Source organism: Mycobacterium sp., assembly GCF_035640695.1.
Taxonomy (GTDB): Bacteria; Actinomycetota; Actinomycetes; order Mycobacteriales; family Mycobacteriaceae; genus Mycobacterium.
Genome location: NZ_DASQVQ010000187.1, coordinates 20,021 through 35,888, shown reverse-complemented (window position 1 = coordinate 35,888; position 15,868 = coordinate 20,021). Strand labels below are relative to the sequence as shown.

Here is a 15,868-nt window from a genome sequence, read left to right as displayed (position 1 = left end):
GGTCGTCGTCCTCGGTCGGCGACGACAGCACGTCCAGACTCGTGAACGAGTAGGGGTGGTACCACGCCCCGTGCCAGGGGTCGAGCCGGTTGGCGATGATGTCGGATGGTTCGCACACGCCGACCAGGCGCGTCACCGCGTCGAGCGTGGCGCCGGTCGGTCGGGCCGGGACGACCGGACGGTCCAGCGGGGCTTCGCCGCCGATGCCGTCCAGCCGCACCCACGCAAGCACGCCGTCGTCATGACCCGGCAGGGGTTTCCAGCCGAATTCGCTTGAGTCGCCGCTCAGTGCCAGACCGTGCCAGGAGCAGATCAGCGTGCCGCAGTCCACGGTCCCGTTGGCCAGGCTCGCGCCAAGATGTGGGCAGGCGCCCGGGCCGACCCGCAGCCGGTGCCGCGCGTCGCGCCAGGCGACGAGCTCCATCCCGGCGACGCGGGTGCCGAACGGCCGATCCGCGCGGATGCTGCGACTGGCCGCGAATGCATACCAATTGCCGCTGGGGCGCCGCTGCGAGCGCTGCAGCGCCGCGTCGATGATCGCCGGCCGCGCATCGCGGTAGGTCGGCCGCTGGCTCGCCCAGCGGGTTCGCGGAATGACTTGCACGGGAATGTCTTTCGGCCAGCGCCATTTCATCGCCGCAATCGCCTTTCTCGGGTCGCAAGCCGGCGCAGCAGCGCCGAGCGGCCTCGGTTGGGGACGGTGCACACGGCGTGACCCGCCAGTCCCCATTGGCTCAATAACCGGTTGGCCGCCAACCAACCGGTGGTGGCCGCGCGTTCCATCAGCGCCACCGGGAGATCGACGCGAATACCGTCACCGGCGAGCACCAGTCCGGGCGCCGCGGTGGTCACGCCCGGTCGGAGCGCATGGTCGCCGGGCCCGAACAGCGGGCAGTCGCCGCGGCACAGCACACGTTCACCGACGATGCGTGCCTGCGCCGTCTCCGGATAGACGGCATGCAGCCGATCGACGAGCTCGCCGTCCGCGGCCGTGGACTGCGCGGCGTATGAATGCAATTCGACGACGGAGCCGCGATGCCGATGTGCCCACTCGGCGGCCTGGCTCTCATACCGCTCCAACACGGCGATGTTGTCCAGCGGCTTCAGACCGCCGGTGCCCAGGAACGCGGGCCGGTCGGGCGAGACCGGCCGGTCGAGCCACAACCGGTGCACGACGAACGGCGGCGCCGAGCGCAGCCGGCGCACGCGTGCGCGCCACTGCCCGTCGCCCAGGCCCGGTGATTGGTCGACGATGCGCCTCAGGCCGGTCACATCGGTGGCCAGCACCACCGCGTCGGCGCCGATCGGCTCACCGGAATCGGTATGAACCCGAAAGCCTCTCCTCGCATCGGTCTCGACGCGGTTGACGGTGACGCCGGTATGGAAGTGCACCCGTCGCGAAGTGAGGTAACCCCGCAGCGGCTCCCACAGGCTGGTGTCGAAATTCCCGTTGGCCACATCGAAGATCAGTCCCTCGCTGGAGCCCAGGAAGTAGATGTGGAACATCGTTGCCAATTCGGCCGCCGATAGTTCGGTCGGGTCGGCGAAGAAGCTGCGCGAAAACACCTCGAACGCCAGATGCCGCGCCGCCTCCGGGAAATTGATGCTCTTCAAAAAGGTTTCGGCGTCGACGTGGTCGAGCCGGTGATAGATGCCGGGCACCGACACCGCCGCGAGCGGGGCGGCGGCGCGGGCGTCGATGCGCGCGAGGTCGCGCAGGCGGAATGTCGGGCTGCGCAACGCGAACGCGAGCGCGTTCAAGGGCGGTGTGCGGGGCAGGCCGCGAAAGGTGTCGCGGCGACCGTGCCCGTCGATCAGCGGGTAATCGTCGACCGGTGACAGCATGCGCAGTTGCGGGTCGATGCGCCGCAGCAGCGCACGCAGATTGTAGTACTGGCGGAAGAAGGCGTGGAAGCCGCGGTTGATCGCGACGTCGGCGTCATCGAGCCGCTCGGTCCACCCACCGACCCGACCGCCGAGATAGCGCTCGCGCTCGACGATGTTTACGCTGACCCCGCGTTCGGCCAGGCCTGTCGCGGCGGTCAGGCCCGCGATACCGGCGCCGACGACCACCGCGTGCGGCCTTGACGGCAACATGCCGGCGTCACGGTGTCCCGGCGGGGCGGGGTGCGGTTCGCGGCGGTGATCGGTCATCGCGGCGCGTCCGCGAGGAACGTGTGCACGATGTTGCGCTGCCAGCCGGGCATGGTTTCGCTGTGCACCGCAGTAAAGCCCGCGTCGCGCAGACGATTTCGGAACCGCGCCGCGCCGTCGAACGCGAGCACGCTGCGCCACAGGTGCCGGTACAACGTGGCGTCGCGGGTGTGTCGCCAGCCGGCCGGAATGATGATGGCCCAGCACACCGCATGCCAGATGCACTGGGCGGCGGGTGAGTCCGCGACCGAGTACTCGTGCACGGCCAGCGTGGCACCCGGCCGCAGCAGCGTGCGGAATGTGCGCAGCTGCCCGTCCGGATCGGTGAGGTTGCGCACCAGGTATGCCGCCAGGATGCCGTCGAACGGTCCGTCGATGCCCAGCCGGCTCAAGTCCTCGACGCGGCCGTGCACGAATCGCACAGACGGCGGCCACGGTTTCGCGATGGCCGCGTCCAACATTCCGCGTGACGCGTCGACCGCGACGATCTCGGCGTCCGGGGCCGCCGCGAGCAGCGCTGCCGTCGACGCGCCGGTGCCGCAGCCGGCGTCGAGCAGGCGTAATCCCCGCCCGGTGTCGGGAAATCGCATGCGGCGGGCGGACAGTCGCAGGTGCGCGTGATAGCCGGGGTTCGCACCGACCAGTCGGTCGTATGCGCCGGCGCCGGCGTCGAACGCGCCGGGAACGTCGCCGCGGGGAAGCCCGGCGCTACCGACGCTCACGTTGCCGTTCCCACAGCAGCAGCACCGCGGTGACGAGCGCCCAGCCGAACAAGAAGTCTTCCACCGGGATGTCGAACGGGAACCGCAGCCCACTGGTGTGCCGCACGTCGTAGCTGACGATCGGTGCGCTGAGTTTGGTGAGCCAACCGTCGACCGGGATCTGGAAGCCGAGCACGATCACCATCGTCAACCAGTAGGCGCCGCGCCGGAATAGCCCGGTGTGCAGGAACGTCAGCTCGAGCGCGCAGACCGCCACCACCGCCAGCACGGCGGGCAGCGTGTATCCGATCATGACTGTTTCCGCTCCGCCGGCGCCCGCGGGGCGCGCCGCCGCAGTCGGTTCAGCATCGCGTTCACCGCGCTGTAGGTCAGCAGACCGCACAGCGGAATCACCACGAAGAACAGCACCTCCTCGATCGGAATGCGGCCGGGCAGCGCTATTCCGGTGACGTAGCGCGGGTTATATGTCCACACGCCGGCCGCGATGGCCACCGCGTCCCAGATCAGGAAGCCCACCGCGACCGGCACCAACGCGCGGATCAGGCGGTGCGGCTGGCGGTAGACGCCCGGACCGAAGATCTCCAGCGGTGCGGTGATCGCCACACACGCGGCGAGCACGAGCAGGTATTGCCACCGGTCCATCACGCGGCGCCCATCGTCGGGTCGCCGGACCGGGCCGGCGCGATGCGGCGCAGCCGCCACGCGCGTATCAGCCCGCCCCCCGCGACCTGCAAACGTCTCGCGGTGCCGACGGTTGCGCGGCGGCTGAACACCGCGAAGTTGCTGTCCTCGATGCGGTCGAGGATCTCGGAGTACAGCGTCAAAGCCGTTGCGACGCAAGGGCGCGAGCGAGGCACCAGCTGCGCGACGCCGCTCTTGGCGAACCGGTAGACGTCGCGGGTGATGTCGTGCTGGGCCGCCAGCGCATCGCGCACCCGCGCCTCGGTGCGGCGGTGCGTGTGGCACCACCCCAGCAGGTCCCGGTCCACGCCGTATGCCGCCAATTCGTCGGCCGGCAGGTAGACCCGTTGCCGCATCAGGTCTTCATCGACGTCGCGCAGGAAGTTGGTGAGTTGGAAGGCCTTTCCGAGCGCGGCGGCGTACGGCGCGGCTGCCTCGGTGGGACCGACGGTGCCCAGTATCGGAAGTAGTTGCAGGCCAATGGCTTCCGCGGAGCCGCGCATGTAGCGGTTGAGGGCTTCGCGGTTGGGGTAGTCGGTGACCGTCAGGTCCATCCGCATGGACTCGAGGAAGTCGTCGAACAGCTCCGACGGGATCTGGTAGCGGCGCGCGGTGTGCGTGACGGCCGCCAGCACGGGATCGTCCCAATGCTCGGTGCCGTCGGCGAACTGGTCGGCCAGCCACTGCAACCGCTCGGCCCGCACCGTGGTGTCCACACTCGGGTCGACGTCGTCGAGGATGTCGTCGGCCCGGCGGGCGAAGCCGTACAGCGCGTGCACGGCGGGCCGCTGCTCGGGCGAGAGCAGGCGGGTGGCCAAGAAGAACGTCCGGCCATGGTGGGCGTTGATCTCGCGGCAGCGGCGGTAGGCGTCGCGCAGCCGCGGGTCGGAGATCCCGGCGGCATCGAGCTCGGCGCGGATCACGGCCGCCCACTTTCGATCGGTCGCCTGGTGCGCTCCTGCACCGGACCGGTGATCCGGTCCGCCGCGAGCCGACCCGACAGCAGCGCTGTCGGCACGCCGACCCCCGGCACGGTCGACGACCCCGCCAGCACCGCGTTGTCGACACCGCGCACCCTGTTTGCCGGCCGGAACGGCCCGGTCTGGGCGAAGGTGTGCGCGAGCGCGAATGGGGTGCCGGCGGCCATGCCCTGGCGCGCCCAGTCGGCCGGGGTGACCACGTGCAGCACCTCGGCGTCGTCGCGAAGGCCGGGCAACAACCGCTCTTGCACGGTGTCGATGATCCCGTCGGCATACCGTCCGCCGATGCTCGGCCAGTCGACCGCGCCGCGCGACGTGTTCGGTGCCGGCGCGAGAACGTAGAGCAGATCTCGCCCGGACGGCGCCAGGGCGGGGTCGCTCGCCGTCGGCCGGGTCACCAGCAGCGACGGGTCGCGCATCGGCCGGCCGTCGCGGATGATGTCGGTGAACGTCTGCGCCCATGCGTCGCCGAACAGGATGTTGTGGTGGGCGGTCGACGGCGCGACGCCGCGACATCCGACGTGTACGACGACCGCCGACGGTGCCGGTCGCAGCGCCAGCACACGACGCGGCGTCCGGCCCAGCAGCCGGTAGGTCTGCGACAGCTCGGTCGTCAACACCACCGCGTCGCACTCGACGCGCTCATCCCGGTCGGTGCGCACGGCGGTGACCCGGTCGCCGTGGCGCTCCAATGCGGTGACCGTCGAGCCGTAAAGGAATCGCACACCGGCGTCGGCCGCCGCGGCGGCCAGCGCGTCGGGCAGTGCCCGTATTCCACCGCGCGGAAAGTACACGCCGCTGATCGTGTCCATGTAGGCGATCACCGCGTACACGGCGAGCGCGTGCCGCGGCGCGACGCCGGCATACAGCGCTTGGAACGTGAACACGCGCTGCAGACGCTCGTCGGCGATGAACCGCTTGACCATGCGCTCCCATCGCCGGAACCCGCCGATCGCGGCGAGCCGCGCCAACTGCGGCGTCAGCAGTGACAGCGGCGAATCGAAGTTCGCGGCGATGAATCCGTCGAATTCGGTTTGATACAGCCGCGTCAACCAGTAGCGCAGAGCCAGGTACCCGGCGGCCTGCGCCGCACCGGCGAACTCTTCGATCGCGGCGGCCATCCGGTCCGGGTTGGGGTGCACGTCGATCCCGCTGCCGTCGGCGAACGACACCCGGTAGGCCGGGTCCAGCTCGATCAGGTCGAGACGGTCGGACTGATCGTCGCCGACGGCGGCGAACACGTCGCCGATGATGTCGGGCATCGTCAGCACCGTCGGTCCGGTGTCAAGGCGGTAACCGTCGATGTCCGCGCGGCCGACCCGGCCCCCGGGAACGGTGTCACGCTCAACCACCGTGACGGCACGGCCCCGGCCGGCCAGATGCAACGCCGCCGACAGTCCGGCCAGCCCGGCGCCGACTACCGCCACGTGATCAGTGGTTCCCCCAGCTGCCATGTCTTCGTCCCCGAACGCCGGTCCCGTTGACCCATTCAATCCAAGAATTCCAGTTGATGCGGCCCTGACGGCACTGATGTCACGATTACTTCACCACGGTTGGAGGTGCCACACCAATTGACCGCCGTTGAATGCGCGGTGACTTTCCCGCATCCCGTCGACGTGGGCGCTGTTCTTGCGCCGCTGCGCCGGGGTAGCGGCGATCCGTGCTTGCATCGGTCGGGCGACGGGGCGATCTGGCGCACCAGCCTGCTGCCCAGTGGTCCGGTGACCGCGCGGTTGACGAAATCGGCCCCGCACACGGTCGACTGTGAGGCCTGGGGTGGCGGCGCCGGCGAATTCGCCGATGCGCTGCTGAAGATGCTCGGCGGGCATGACGACCCGACCGGCTTCACCCCGGCCGAGCCCACCATCGCGGCGGCGCACCGACGCGCGCCGCATCTGCGCATCGGGCGCACCGACCGGGTGCTGGAAGCGCTGGTCCCCGCGGTGCTCGAGCAGCGGGTGCCCGGCGCGGAGTCGTTCCGATCGTGGCGGGTGCTGGTGACGAAGTTCGGCGCCCCGGCGCCCGGACCGGCGCCGACGCGGATGCGGGTGCCGCCGGCGGCGGAGGTGTGGCGGCGCATTCCGTCCTGGGAATTTCATCGGGCCAACGTCGACCCGGGCAGGGCGCGCACCATCGTCGGATGCGCGCAGCGGGCGTCGTCGCTGGAGCGGTTGTCGGCGCGTCCGACCGAACAAGCGCGCGCCGCACTGATGTCGCTGCCGGGTGTGGGCATATGGACTGCCGCCGAGACCGCACAGCGGGCGTTCGGCGACGCCGACGCGTTGTCCGTCGGTGATTACCACCTGGCCAAGTTGGTCGGTTGGTCGTTGCTGGGCCGCCCGATCGACGACGCCGCGATGGTGCGGCTGCTTGAGCCGATGCGGCCGCATCGGTACCGCGCCGTGCGGCTGCTGGAAGTCAGCGGGTTGGCCCGGAACCCGCGATTCGGCGCTCGCCGGGCCACCCGCAACCTGCGGGCGCTGTGATTACCCCCCGGCACCGTCGGGTACCCGCCGAAAAACCATTGACCGGCCGATTGACCGGCGTGTACAGGAGGTTGATTAATGACAGAGTTCACCGTCCCGGGCCTGTCGGAGAAGGACGGCACCGAGGTAGCCCACATGCTGCAGAAACACCTCAGCACCTACAACGACCTTCACCTGACGCTCAAGCACGTTCACTGGAACGTCGTCGGCCCGAACTTCATCGGCGTGCACACGATGATCGACCCGCAGGTCGTCCTGGTCCGCGGCTACGCCGACGATGTCGCCGAACGCATTGCCGCGCTGGGCCAATCGCCGAAGGGCACGCCCGGCGCCATCATCAACGACCGCACCTGGGACGACTACTCGGTCGGCCGCGATAACGTGCAGGCTCACCTGGCGGCCCTCGACCTGGTCTACAGCGGGGTGATCGAGGATCTCCGCAAGAGCATCGACCAGCTCGAGGAGCTCGACCTGGTCACCCAGGACATGCTGATCGAGCAGGCCGCCGAGCTGGAGAAGTTCCAGTGGTTCGTGCGCGCACACCTCGAGGACCCCAGCGGAACGCTGGCCCACGAGGGTGAACGCACCGAGCGCGGCGCCGCCGGCACGGCCAGGAAGAAGACCGGCGCCGGGCGCAGGTAAGGCTAAGACCGGGCCGAAGTGTTATCCGGCCGAGGCGTCGCGTTGACGCTCGGCCTCGGCGGTCTCGCGGTCCCGCCGCTGCGCCCGGTAGATCGTCACGTCGGTGCGCGCGATCAGTAGATAGGCGATGCCGACCGCGACCATCGCACCCGGCAGCACCGCGAACGAACCCGTCATCTCGGCGACCATGACCATCATCGCCAGCGGTGCGTGGGCCACGCTGCCGAAGCAGGCCATCATCGCGACCACGACGAACACCGCGGGTCCTGCGGGAATGCCTGGCGCACCGGCTAATTCGGATAGCCGCCACACCGCGGCGCCCGTGAACGCGCCGATCACGATGCCGGGTCCGAAGATGCCGCCGGACCCGCCGGTGCCGATCGACAGCGACGTCGCGACGATTTTGGCGAACGGCAACAGCAGCACGAGCCACAGCGGCATCGAGTCCAGCGTGTCCCTGGTCATCGCTTGCTGCACCCACCCATAGCCGCTGCCCAGCACCCCCGGGATCGCCAGCGCCAACAACCCGACGAGCAACCCGCCGGCGGCGGGCTTGATCACCGATCCGGCGGGCAGCCAGTGACATAGCGCGACCGTTCCGTAGAACGTCCTGGCGTAGAGGTAGCCGAGCGCGGCCGCGACGATGCCGATCAGCACGAACCACAGCAGCTGCAGTGGTTGATGGAACCGGTAATCGGTGACCACAAAGCCGAACAGCGGCTCGAAACCCAGGACGGAGCCGTAGATCGCATAGCCGGTCGCCGACGTGATGAAGCCCGGCACCAGCGCCTTGTAGTCGAAGTCCTCCCGATACACGATCGACGCGGCCAGCACCGCGCCGCCGAGGGGGGCGCCGAAGATCGCGCCGATGCCCGAGCCGATGCCGAGCGACACCGCGATGCGCCCGTCGGCGTCGGTCAGGTTGAGTCGGCGCGTCAACAGCGACGCGAAGCCCGCCGATATCTGCGCCGTCGGGCCCTCGCGGCCGGCCGAGCCGCCCGAGCCGATGGTCAACGCGCTCGACACCAGCTTGACGAGCACGGCCCGCATCCGGATCGCGCGCGGATCGGTGTGCACGGCCTCGATCGCGCTGTCCGTGCCGTGGCCCGCGGCCTCGGGGGCGAGCTTCGCGACCAGCCACGCCGACACCAGTGCGCCGCCGAACGTGATCAACGGAATCGCCCATGGCCGTTGGAAACCCGCCGATCCCTTGTCGCCACCGTCGCCGACGGCCTGCGGTATGTGGTAGCCGCCGAGATAGCCGAGGAGAAACCGTCCGGCGTAGTCGAGGGCAAGGTAGAAGACAACGGCACCGAGCCCGGCGATCACCCCGATCGCGATGCCCAGGATCAGCCATTTGTGCAGGTAGCCAGCGCGATTTAGCCATCCGCTGAGCGACGCCTGCATGTGCCGGATGCTAGCCGGTTGCTTCAGGCGACGACGCGGAACTCGTGCACCTTCGGATCAGACGGGTCGGGCAGCGTCATCCCGGCGTCGACGCCGGAGCGCAGATAATCGATGACCGGTTGATTGAGACGTTCTCCGGGTATGACGGCCGGAATGCCGGGTGGGTAGGGCGTGATCTGCTCGGCGGAGATCCGGCCGGCTGCCTGCGATGCCGGCACCATTTCGGTCGGGCCGAAGAACGCGTCGCGTGGCAGTTGCACCGTCTCGAGCTCGATCTCCTCCGGCGCTGGGAGGTCGATCCGCGGCGGGCGGTCGAAATGGTCTGCGGCCTTGCGCCACTGGGTCATTGCGTCGACCAGCCGGTCGGCGGTGTATTTGTCGTCGGCGAACGACATCGTTGCCATCATGCGGCGGTGATCGCCGAGGCCCAGATCGAGGTGACAGTTCTCGCGCAACCAATCCACGGCCTGGTAACCCGATGTTCCGGACGCCGCGATGTCCATCAATATTTGCGTCCAGTCGATGTCGCAGGAGGCCTGCTCGCCCAGCAGCTCGTCGTCCATGACCTGGACGTCGGGTATCTGTTCCAGCCGTTCGCGTAGCTCACCCGCGAGATCCAAAGCGCTGCTGAGCAATTCCTGTCCGTGCTCAACCATCTGTCGTCGCCAGCCGTCCATCGCGGCATACAGCAAGACGTTCGGGCTCGTTGTCATCAACAGGTCGGCACACGCCGCCAAGCGATCCGGGTCGATCAGGTTGCCCTGCAGATGGAAGACGGAGCCCTGCTCGAAGCCGGCACCCATCTTGTGGATGCTGACGACGCAGACGTCGGCGCCCGCGTCCATCGCCCACGTCGGCAGGCTGTCGTGGAACGGCAAATGCGCTCCCCAGGCCTCATCGATGATCAGCGGCTTGCCATGCTCATGGCAGACGTCGGCGATCGCCGCGATGTCGGCGCATGTGCCGTATGGGCTCGGGCTGACGATGAGGGCTCCCGCGGCGTCGGGATATTTCTGCCACGCCTTGCGCACCTGTTCCGGTGACGGAGGGTGCGAGAAGTGCCGCTCGGCGTCCCACCGCGGCGTGATCCAGCGCGGCTGCAAGCCAGAGAAGATGAGCCCGGCCACGATCGACTTGTGGGTGTCCCGGCCGAGCAGCAGCCCGCCGTCGCAACCACCCGCGACCGCCAGCGTGGCCGCCTTCACCGACAACGAGCTGCCGCACGTCGAGAAGAACGCCTTGTCCGCTCGGACGGCGTCGGCCATCAACTCTTCGGCATCGGACAGATAGCCTCCGCGCGACATCCGGTCGTCCAGGCCGCCACTGGCGAGCACATCATCGCGGAACGGGTCCTTTCCGAGCACGGCAAGCACTCTCGGGTCGGTGCCTCGCCCCTGTCGATGCCCCGGCGGGCCGAAGCCGTACCGGTCGAGCCGGTGGTAGTCGGCCAGCGCTTCCACGATCGGCGCCTTCGAATGATCCATGGCCGCACGCATACCCAAGGATCCGTGTCATCAACCGGTGCTGAGCTCGAGATTGCCGTCATGGTCGTGGATGACGACCGAACCACAGCCATCACGGCAATCTCGGCGCGGCTGTCGGCGCCCCCCGGCTCCATATACGCCCTGCAATACCGTTGGTCACAGTTTACCGGCCGGTCATCTTCCCCAGCTTCGCTTCGTCGGACACTGGCGAGAGGAAAGCCGAACATGAAGTGGTATGCGGTAGTCGGGATCGTTGTCCTGGCGATGATGGCGGGATGTACGTCGGATCCGGCCCCCACCGCCCGCGAAGGGACCTACGGATGTGGCCCCGTGTCCGTCGACAAGTGGGCAGCCGCCGATCCGAAGACCCCGGACGAGCCGACGCTGCGGTTGCCGCAGCCGCCCAACTGGAAGCGAGTCAACTTTGCCGACTCGGCCGTCACGCACCTGATGGTGCGCGACGATAACGCCGGTACCGAGCCGTTGCCCAGTGTCGACGTCTGGGTTGCCGACCGGACCGGACGGGCGCAAAGCCCGCAGGCGGTGTTCGACACCGAGCGCAACGGCCTCAACACTTCCGGAGCGACGAACATCGGGGATGTAACGGGGACGGTGTGCGGCTTTCAGTCACACACGTTCAATTACCAGATCAACCTCGGCGCGGCCACGCCCGGCAAGGTGCAGTCCGTCGTTGTGGCCCCGCAATACAACGACAAGTTGTTTGAAGTCAAAATCACTGTCCAGAACGGAAATTCCGGCAATCAGGGCGATGTGAAGGACACTCAGACGATCTTGACCGGCTTGGAGCTGAAGGCGCCGACGCCGCACTGAACGCTCAGGCGTCGAGGTCTTGCCGAACCAACTCGGCGAGCCGCCGACGACAACGACGTCACGCCCAAGCCGGCCAGCACACAGGCCGGCGCGGTCGCCGCTGTCGGCGCCAAGCTCGCGCCGGTAACGATGGCCGAGTGCCGCGACGCCGCCGAGGCGGGGAATAATCGGACCGAAGTCCGGTTATATCGGGTATGCCAGCGATTACCGCAGATACCTTGACACTTCCCCGCGTCGCGGGGCCGTTACCCGGCGACACCGAGCGACCGGTTCGCTTCATCCGCACCGGCCCCCGCGGCCACGAGGGCGAGGGGTTTCCCGTGGTCCGCGCCTTCGCCGGAGTCAGCGCGGCGGCGCTCGACCCGTTCGTGCACATGGACCAGATGGGTGAGGTCGAATACCAGCCCGGTGAGCCCAAGGGCACACCCTGGCATCCGCACCGCGGCTTCGAGACCGTGACCTACATGATCGATGGCCGCTTCGCCCATCAGGATTCACACGGCGGCGGTGGCCTGATCACCGACGGCGCCACCCAGTGGATGACCGCGGGATCCGGCATCCTGCACATCGAAACCCCACCGGCCGAACTCGTCGAGAGCGGTGGCATTTTCCATGGCATCCAGCTTTGGGTGAATCTGCCCAGTGCCAACAAGTTCGCCCCACCGAAATACCAAGCGATCGAAGGCCATCAGGTCAAGCTGGTGTCCTCCGAGGACGGCGGCGCGCTGATCCGCATCATCGCCGGCGACATCGGCGAGCACCACGGACCCGGTGCCACGTTCACTCCGATTACGCTCGCGCACATCACCATCGAGCCGGGCGCTCGCGTCAACATTCCGTGGCACCAGGACTTCAACGCGTTGGTATACGTGCTGTCCGGACGCGGGACCGTCGGACCGGTCGCGCACCCGATCCAGCAGGGCCAGCTGGCGGTGCTCGGGCCGGGCGACCGCATCACCGTCGGCGCCGACGGCTCGCAGGACTCCAACCGGCCCGCGATGGAGGTGCTGGCACTCGGCGGACTGCCGATCCGCGAACCGGTATTCCAGTACGGCCCGTTCGTGATGAACTCCAAATCGGAAGTCGCGCAGGCCTTCGACGACTACCATGCCGGCAAGTTCGGCACCATCCCACCGAACGCGTTGATGCCGCACCGAACGCGTTGATGCCGGGACCGACTCGTTGTCGCTCGAAGGCGGGCAACTGCATAAGTCCTTCAACTCCGAACCACAGCCGCCTCGGTGGGCGTCGGATAGATCAGCTCGAGTTCACCGAGGTTCGCCGCAACCGTCACCAGTGGCAAAGCGGCATTGACGGCGGCATCGTCGCCGGTGCTCTCGGCCCGCAGCGCCCGCACGAAGTCGTCGCTGACCGGCGGCCACGACTTGTCGGTGACGCCGGTCATGCGCTCGGCCACCGATTCGGCATGGGCCTCCAGCACCGCACGGGCTCGCGGATACGCCGATGACGGTGGCGGCGTCTTGATGTCGGCGATGACGTCCGCCGTGCCGCGCAGCCTGATCGCGCGGTTGGCCGCGCGGACGACGGGCGCGCGCAGATCGGTATCCCCCCCGCTTTCCGAAAGATAATGGCGCAGAGCGTCATCCACTGTCCGCGACGCCACCAGTGCGTCGTGGCTGAGCGTCGCGACCTCGTCGTCGATGGCCTCCGACGCGCCGCGCGTGATGCGAAGAACCGCAACCCGCAAGTACCGGGACCCCACCTCGATCGCGGCGTTGATCACGGCATACACCGACGCCGAAGCACCTCTCGGCCACAGCAGCACCGATGCCACGACCGCGATCGTCGCGCCGCTCGCCACGTCTTCGACGCGGATCAATCCGACCCGCCAGCCGGTCGGCGCGATCAGGTTGAGGACGACGAGCACCATCATCGTGAACGCGGCCTGAGTCGCGGCAAACGAAGCAACCCGCGGGATATAGGCGGCGGTGAACACCACGACCGGCAACAGCGCCGCCAACACCGCGGTCTGCACACCGATGACGCCGATGATGCCTGCGCCGATGACCAAGCCGATCGCGGTGCCGATCATCGCGCGGATGACCTTGGTGCCGGTGGTCAGCGCGCTGCTGCCCAGCACCGAGATAGCGCCCAGCACCACCCAGAAGCCGTGCTCGATCGGAAACAGGTGCGTGTATGCCACGGCAAGCGCCAGGCCGAATCCGGTGCGCACCGCGTTGCGCGCAACCACCGATCTGGTGGCAAGAAAGCCGGACGGGATCGTCGCAACCGCGACGGTCTCCGGAATCAGGCGGTCGGCGGCGCCGGTGGGCGGCAGCCGCAGGCCCAGTGCCCGCGCCCACACCGGGCGGGCGTCGGCCGCCGCAACCAATGCGATGACGCGCCCGGTGAGGCCGATCGTCGTCGCGATCGTGCGGCGGTTGAGCAGCTCCCGGCCGACGGCGACCGCCGCGTCGTCGTCAGTCGCGCCCAACAGCGCGACGATGTCCTCGCGATAGCGGCCGCGCGCCACCGCTCGCAACTCCATCAGGGCGGCCTCGAGCGCGGCCCGGTCGGCCTCCCGGTCGCCCGCCCGCCCCGGATCAAGCACCCGCGCGCAGCAGCGGAGCACCTTGACGGCGGGCTCCTTCATATCGGCCAGGGCCGCGCCGGTGTTGTCGTCGAGGCGGTCGGTCACCCAATCCAGGTCGTCAACCACCCGCACCAGCGCGCGGCTGCCCGCGCTCAACCCCACCGGGCGGAAGTCGGCGGCCAAGAAGTTGCGCCGCAGCGCGTCCATCGCATCCGTCACATCCGCCGCCGACCCCGAGCCGTCAAGCCGATCCGCCAGCGCGGCGCACACCGCGGCCGCATGCCCGCGCAGCTCGGCGTAATGGCGCGGCGGCAGGAAGAACAAGGCGGCAGGCACGCAGACCACCCATGCGATCAGCCAGCCCAGCAGCCGCTCGCCGATCGGGCCGAGCGGTATACACACCGGCAGCACATAGGCCAGCAGCGTCGCGCGCTGGCCCGCGGCGATCGTTTCGCTGAGCACACCGGCCAGCGTCACCGCGACGCCGAGGACGAACATCACCGCAACGGCAAGCCATGTGATCGGCGCGACCAGCGTGCCGAGCGTGATCAAGACCGCGCCGTTGAAACCCAACCCGCAGTAGGCCAGCGCACGGTTGGGCCGGTTGCCCGGGAATTCGGCCAGCACCAGCAGCCAGATCGAGCCGATCATCGTGAACAGGGGCGCCTGCGAACCCCCCACCACACCGAAGCTCACCAAGGCCGCAAGCGGCACGAAGATCGCCGCGCGCACCGCACGGCGCAACGCATCTCGTTCCGGGTCGCGCGTTCGCACCCGTTCGGCCGCCCGGCGGAACAGACCGGCCGGCGTCAGCATGGCTGGATGGTAGAACGCTTGAAGTGGCCCCGCGCCTATTAACGCCATGGCACAATTCGTTGATGCCGCAAGCTGCTAGTCGGGGGCCAGGACGGCCTCCAGCAGCAAAAGCGGCAGAAACGCGCGAGCGCATCATCCGCGCGGCCCGCGATGTCTTCAGCGAGCTCGGCTACGACGCCGCCACGTTTCAGGCCATCGCGGTGCGCGCCGACCTCACTCGACCCGCGATCAACCACTACTTCGCCAGCAAGCGCATCTTGTGGCAGGAAGTGGTCGAGCAGACCAACTCATGGGTCATCCAGCAGGGCACCGAGCAGGTCCTCGCGGAAAGCAGCCTGATCAGCCAGATCGAGGGTTTTCTCTCGGTGGCGATGCAGGCCGACTCCGCGGATCGCTCCGCGGCGGCGTTTCTCGTCACCTCGGTGCTCGAAGCGCAGCGTCATCCCGAGCTTCGCCAGGGCGAATCCGACGGCGTCGCCGGCACCCGGCTCTTTCTCACCGCGATGATCAACGGCGCGATCGAGCGAGGCGAACTGCCGGCCGACACCGAGGTCGTGCCGTTGGTGGAACTGATGGTCGCGATCTTTTGGGGCATGGGCTTTTACGCCGGCTTCGTCGGCGACCACACCGAGTTGCAGACGATCGTCAACCAGTTCCGCCGCATATTCGGTGCCGTGTTGGGCGGCCAGGCCAGTGTTTAGCCGTTGGCGCCCCGGGGCAACCGGCGGTAATGGTCAGCGATAGCCCCGACCCGACGACCGCCGACGACGACGCACCCGGCGACACGCTGCCCCCGGCGGAAGCTCTCGACCCCGATGACGTCCGCAACGACGACGGCGACGAGGTGGTCGACCCGCCGGACGAATGGCACGAGGCCGACAAGTTCGGGCTGACGGCCAGCGAGATGCGCGAGGGCGAGCCGCTCGACGACAAGCTTGCCGCCGAGGAGCCCGACTTCGGGGCGCGACCGTCCACCGTGCCCGAGGGCGCACCGGACTTCCCGCCGCCGGACATCCAACGAGACGTCGATGATCATCGCGGTCAGATCGACGACACCCCCGAGGATGGAGATTCGCTGTTCCCGGTCGTCGAATAACCCCGGCCGCATCGG

General features: G+C 68.6%; 16 protein-coding genes. 6 read left to right on the top strand and 10 right to left on the bottom strand.

Annotation, left to right across the window (positions count from 1 at the left end):
* The 7 genes from VE759_RS22030 to crtI form a co-directional block, all read right to left on the bottom strand.
* The coding region (locus VE759_RS22030) for a DUF5914 domain-containing protein (RefSeq protein WP_324936410.1) at positions 1–634 on the bottom strand (634 nt) is incomplete at its 3' end.
* Positions 631–2,154 carry an FAD-dependent oxidoreductase gene (locus tag VE759_RS22025; RefSeq protein ID WP_324936408.1) on the bottom strand — a complete coding sequence of 508 codons (1,524 nt, stop codon included), beginning with the start codon at positions 2,152–2,154 and terminating at the stop codon, positions 631–633. The genes VE759_RS22030 and VE759_RS22025, both read right to left, overlap by 4 nt.
* The gene (locus VE759_RS22020; protein WP_324936406.1) at positions 2,151–2,876 is read right to left on the bottom strand and encodes a class I SAM-dependent methyltransferase; all 726 of its coding nucleotides are present in this window, start codon (positions 2,874–2,876) and stop codon (positions 2,151–2,153) included. The genes VE759_RS22025 and VE759_RS22020 overlap by 4 nt, the downstream gene beginning before the upstream one ends.
* Positions 2,863–3,168: a lycopene cyclase domain-containing protein gene (locus VE759_RS22015; protein ID WP_324936404.1), complete on the bottom strand. Its 306-nt coding sequence runs from the start codon at positions 3,166–3,168 to the stop codon at positions 2,863–2,865. Before VE759_RS22015 ends, VE759_RS22020 begins: the two co-directional genes overlap by 14 nt.
* Positions 3,165–3,518 (bottom strand): lycopene cyclase domain-containing protein, encoded by a 354-nt coding sequence (locus VE759_RS22010; RefSeq protein ID WP_324936402.1) that lies wholly within the window; start codon positions 3,516–3,518, stop codon positions 3,165–3,167. Before VE759_RS22010 ends, VE759_RS22015 begins: the two co-directional genes overlap by 4 nt.
* Positions 3,518–4,480, bottom strand: a complete 963-nt coding sequence (locus VE759_RS22005; protein WP_324936400.1) for a phytoene/squalene synthase family protein — start codon at positions 4,478–4,480, stop codon at positions 3,518–3,520. The genes VE759_RS22010 and VE759_RS22005 overlap by 1 nt, the downstream gene beginning before the upstream one ends.
* On the bottom strand, positions 4,477–5,991 hold the full coding sequence (crtI, locus tag VE759_RS22000) for a phytoene desaturase family protein (protein WP_324936398.1): 1,515 nt from the start codon (positions 5,989–5,991) through the stop codon (positions 4,477–4,479). Before crtI ends, VE759_RS22005 begins: the two co-directional genes overlap by 4 nt.
* 117 nt (positions 5,992–6,108) lie before the next feature.
* Between crtI and VE759_RS21995 the strand changes: the two genes are divergently transcribed.
* Both VE759_RS21995 and VE759_RS21990 read left to right on the top strand, forming a co-directional pair.
* Complete coding sequence (locus VE759_RS21995) at positions 6,109–7,023, top strand: DNA-3-methyladenine glycosylase 2 family protein (RefSeq protein ID WP_324936396.1); 915 nt, start codon at positions 6,109–6,111, stop codon at positions 7,021–7,023.
* A 78-nt stretch (positions 7,024–7,101) separates the two neighbouring features.
* Positions 7,102–7,665 carry a DNA starvation/stationary phase protection protein gene (locus VE759_RS21990; protein WP_324936394.1) on the top strand — a complete coding sequence of 188 codons (564 nt, stop codon included), beginning with the start codon at positions 7,102–7,104 and terminating at the stop codon, positions 7,663–7,665.
* 21 nt (positions 7,666–7,686) lie between these two features.
* Here the strand turns inward: VE759_RS21990 and VE759_RS21985 are convergent, their stop codons facing one another.
* Together VE759_RS21985 and VE759_RS21980 are read right to left on the bottom strand one after the other, a co-directional pair.
* Positions 7,687–9,072, bottom strand: a complete 1,386-nt coding sequence (locus VE759_RS21985; protein WP_324936392.1) for a chloride channel protein — start codon at positions 9,070–9,072, stop codon at positions 7,687–7,689.
* 23 nt (positions 9,073–9,095) lie between these two features.
* Complete coding sequence (locus VE759_RS21980) at positions 9,096–10,556, bottom strand: ornithine decarboxylase (protein WP_324936390.1); 1,461 nt, start codon at positions 10,554–10,556, stop codon at positions 9,096–9,098.
* Between the two features lie 225 nt (positions 10,557–10,781).
* Between VE759_RS21980 and VE759_RS21975 the strand changes: the two genes are divergently transcribed.
* The gene (locus VE759_RS21975) at positions 10,782–11,387 is read left to right on the top strand and encodes an LpqN/LpqT family lipoprotein (RefSeq protein ID WP_324936388.1); all 606 of its coding nucleotides are present in this window, start codon (positions 10,782–10,784) and stop codon (positions 11,385–11,387) included.
* Between the two features lie 194 nt (positions 11,388–11,581).
* Positions 11,582–12,553: a pirin family protein gene (locus VE759_RS21970; RefSeq protein WP_324936386.1), complete on the top strand. Its 972-nt coding sequence runs from the start codon at positions 11,582–11,584 to the stop codon at positions 12,551–12,553.
* Positions 12,554–12,603: 50 nt separating this feature from the next.
* Here VE759_RS21970 and VE759_RS21965 read toward each other — a convergent pair whose 3' ends face one another.
* Positions 12,604–14,757, bottom strand: coding sequence for an FUSC family protein (locus VE759_RS21965; RefSeq protein ID WP_324936384.1), 2,154 nt, complete (start codon positions 14,755–14,757; stop codon positions 12,604–12,606).
* Between the two features lie 62 nt (positions 14,758–14,819).
* Here VE759_RS21965 and VE759_RS21960 point away from each other — a divergent pair, with 62 nt between their 5' ends.
* Both VE759_RS21960 and VE759_RS21955 read left to right on the top strand, forming a co-directional pair.
* Positions 14,820–15,458: a TetR/AcrR family transcriptional regulator gene (locus VE759_RS21960; protein WP_324936382.1), complete on the top strand. Its 639-nt coding sequence runs from the start codon at positions 14,820–14,822 to the stop codon at positions 15,456–15,458.
* Between the two features lie 29 nt (positions 15,459–15,487).
* Complete coding sequence (locus VE759_RS21955; RefSeq protein WP_324936380.1) at positions 15,488–15,853, top strand: hypothetical protein; 366 nt, start codon at positions 15,488–15,490, stop codon at positions 15,851–15,853.
* Positions 15,854–15,868: the final 15 nt, after the last annotated feature.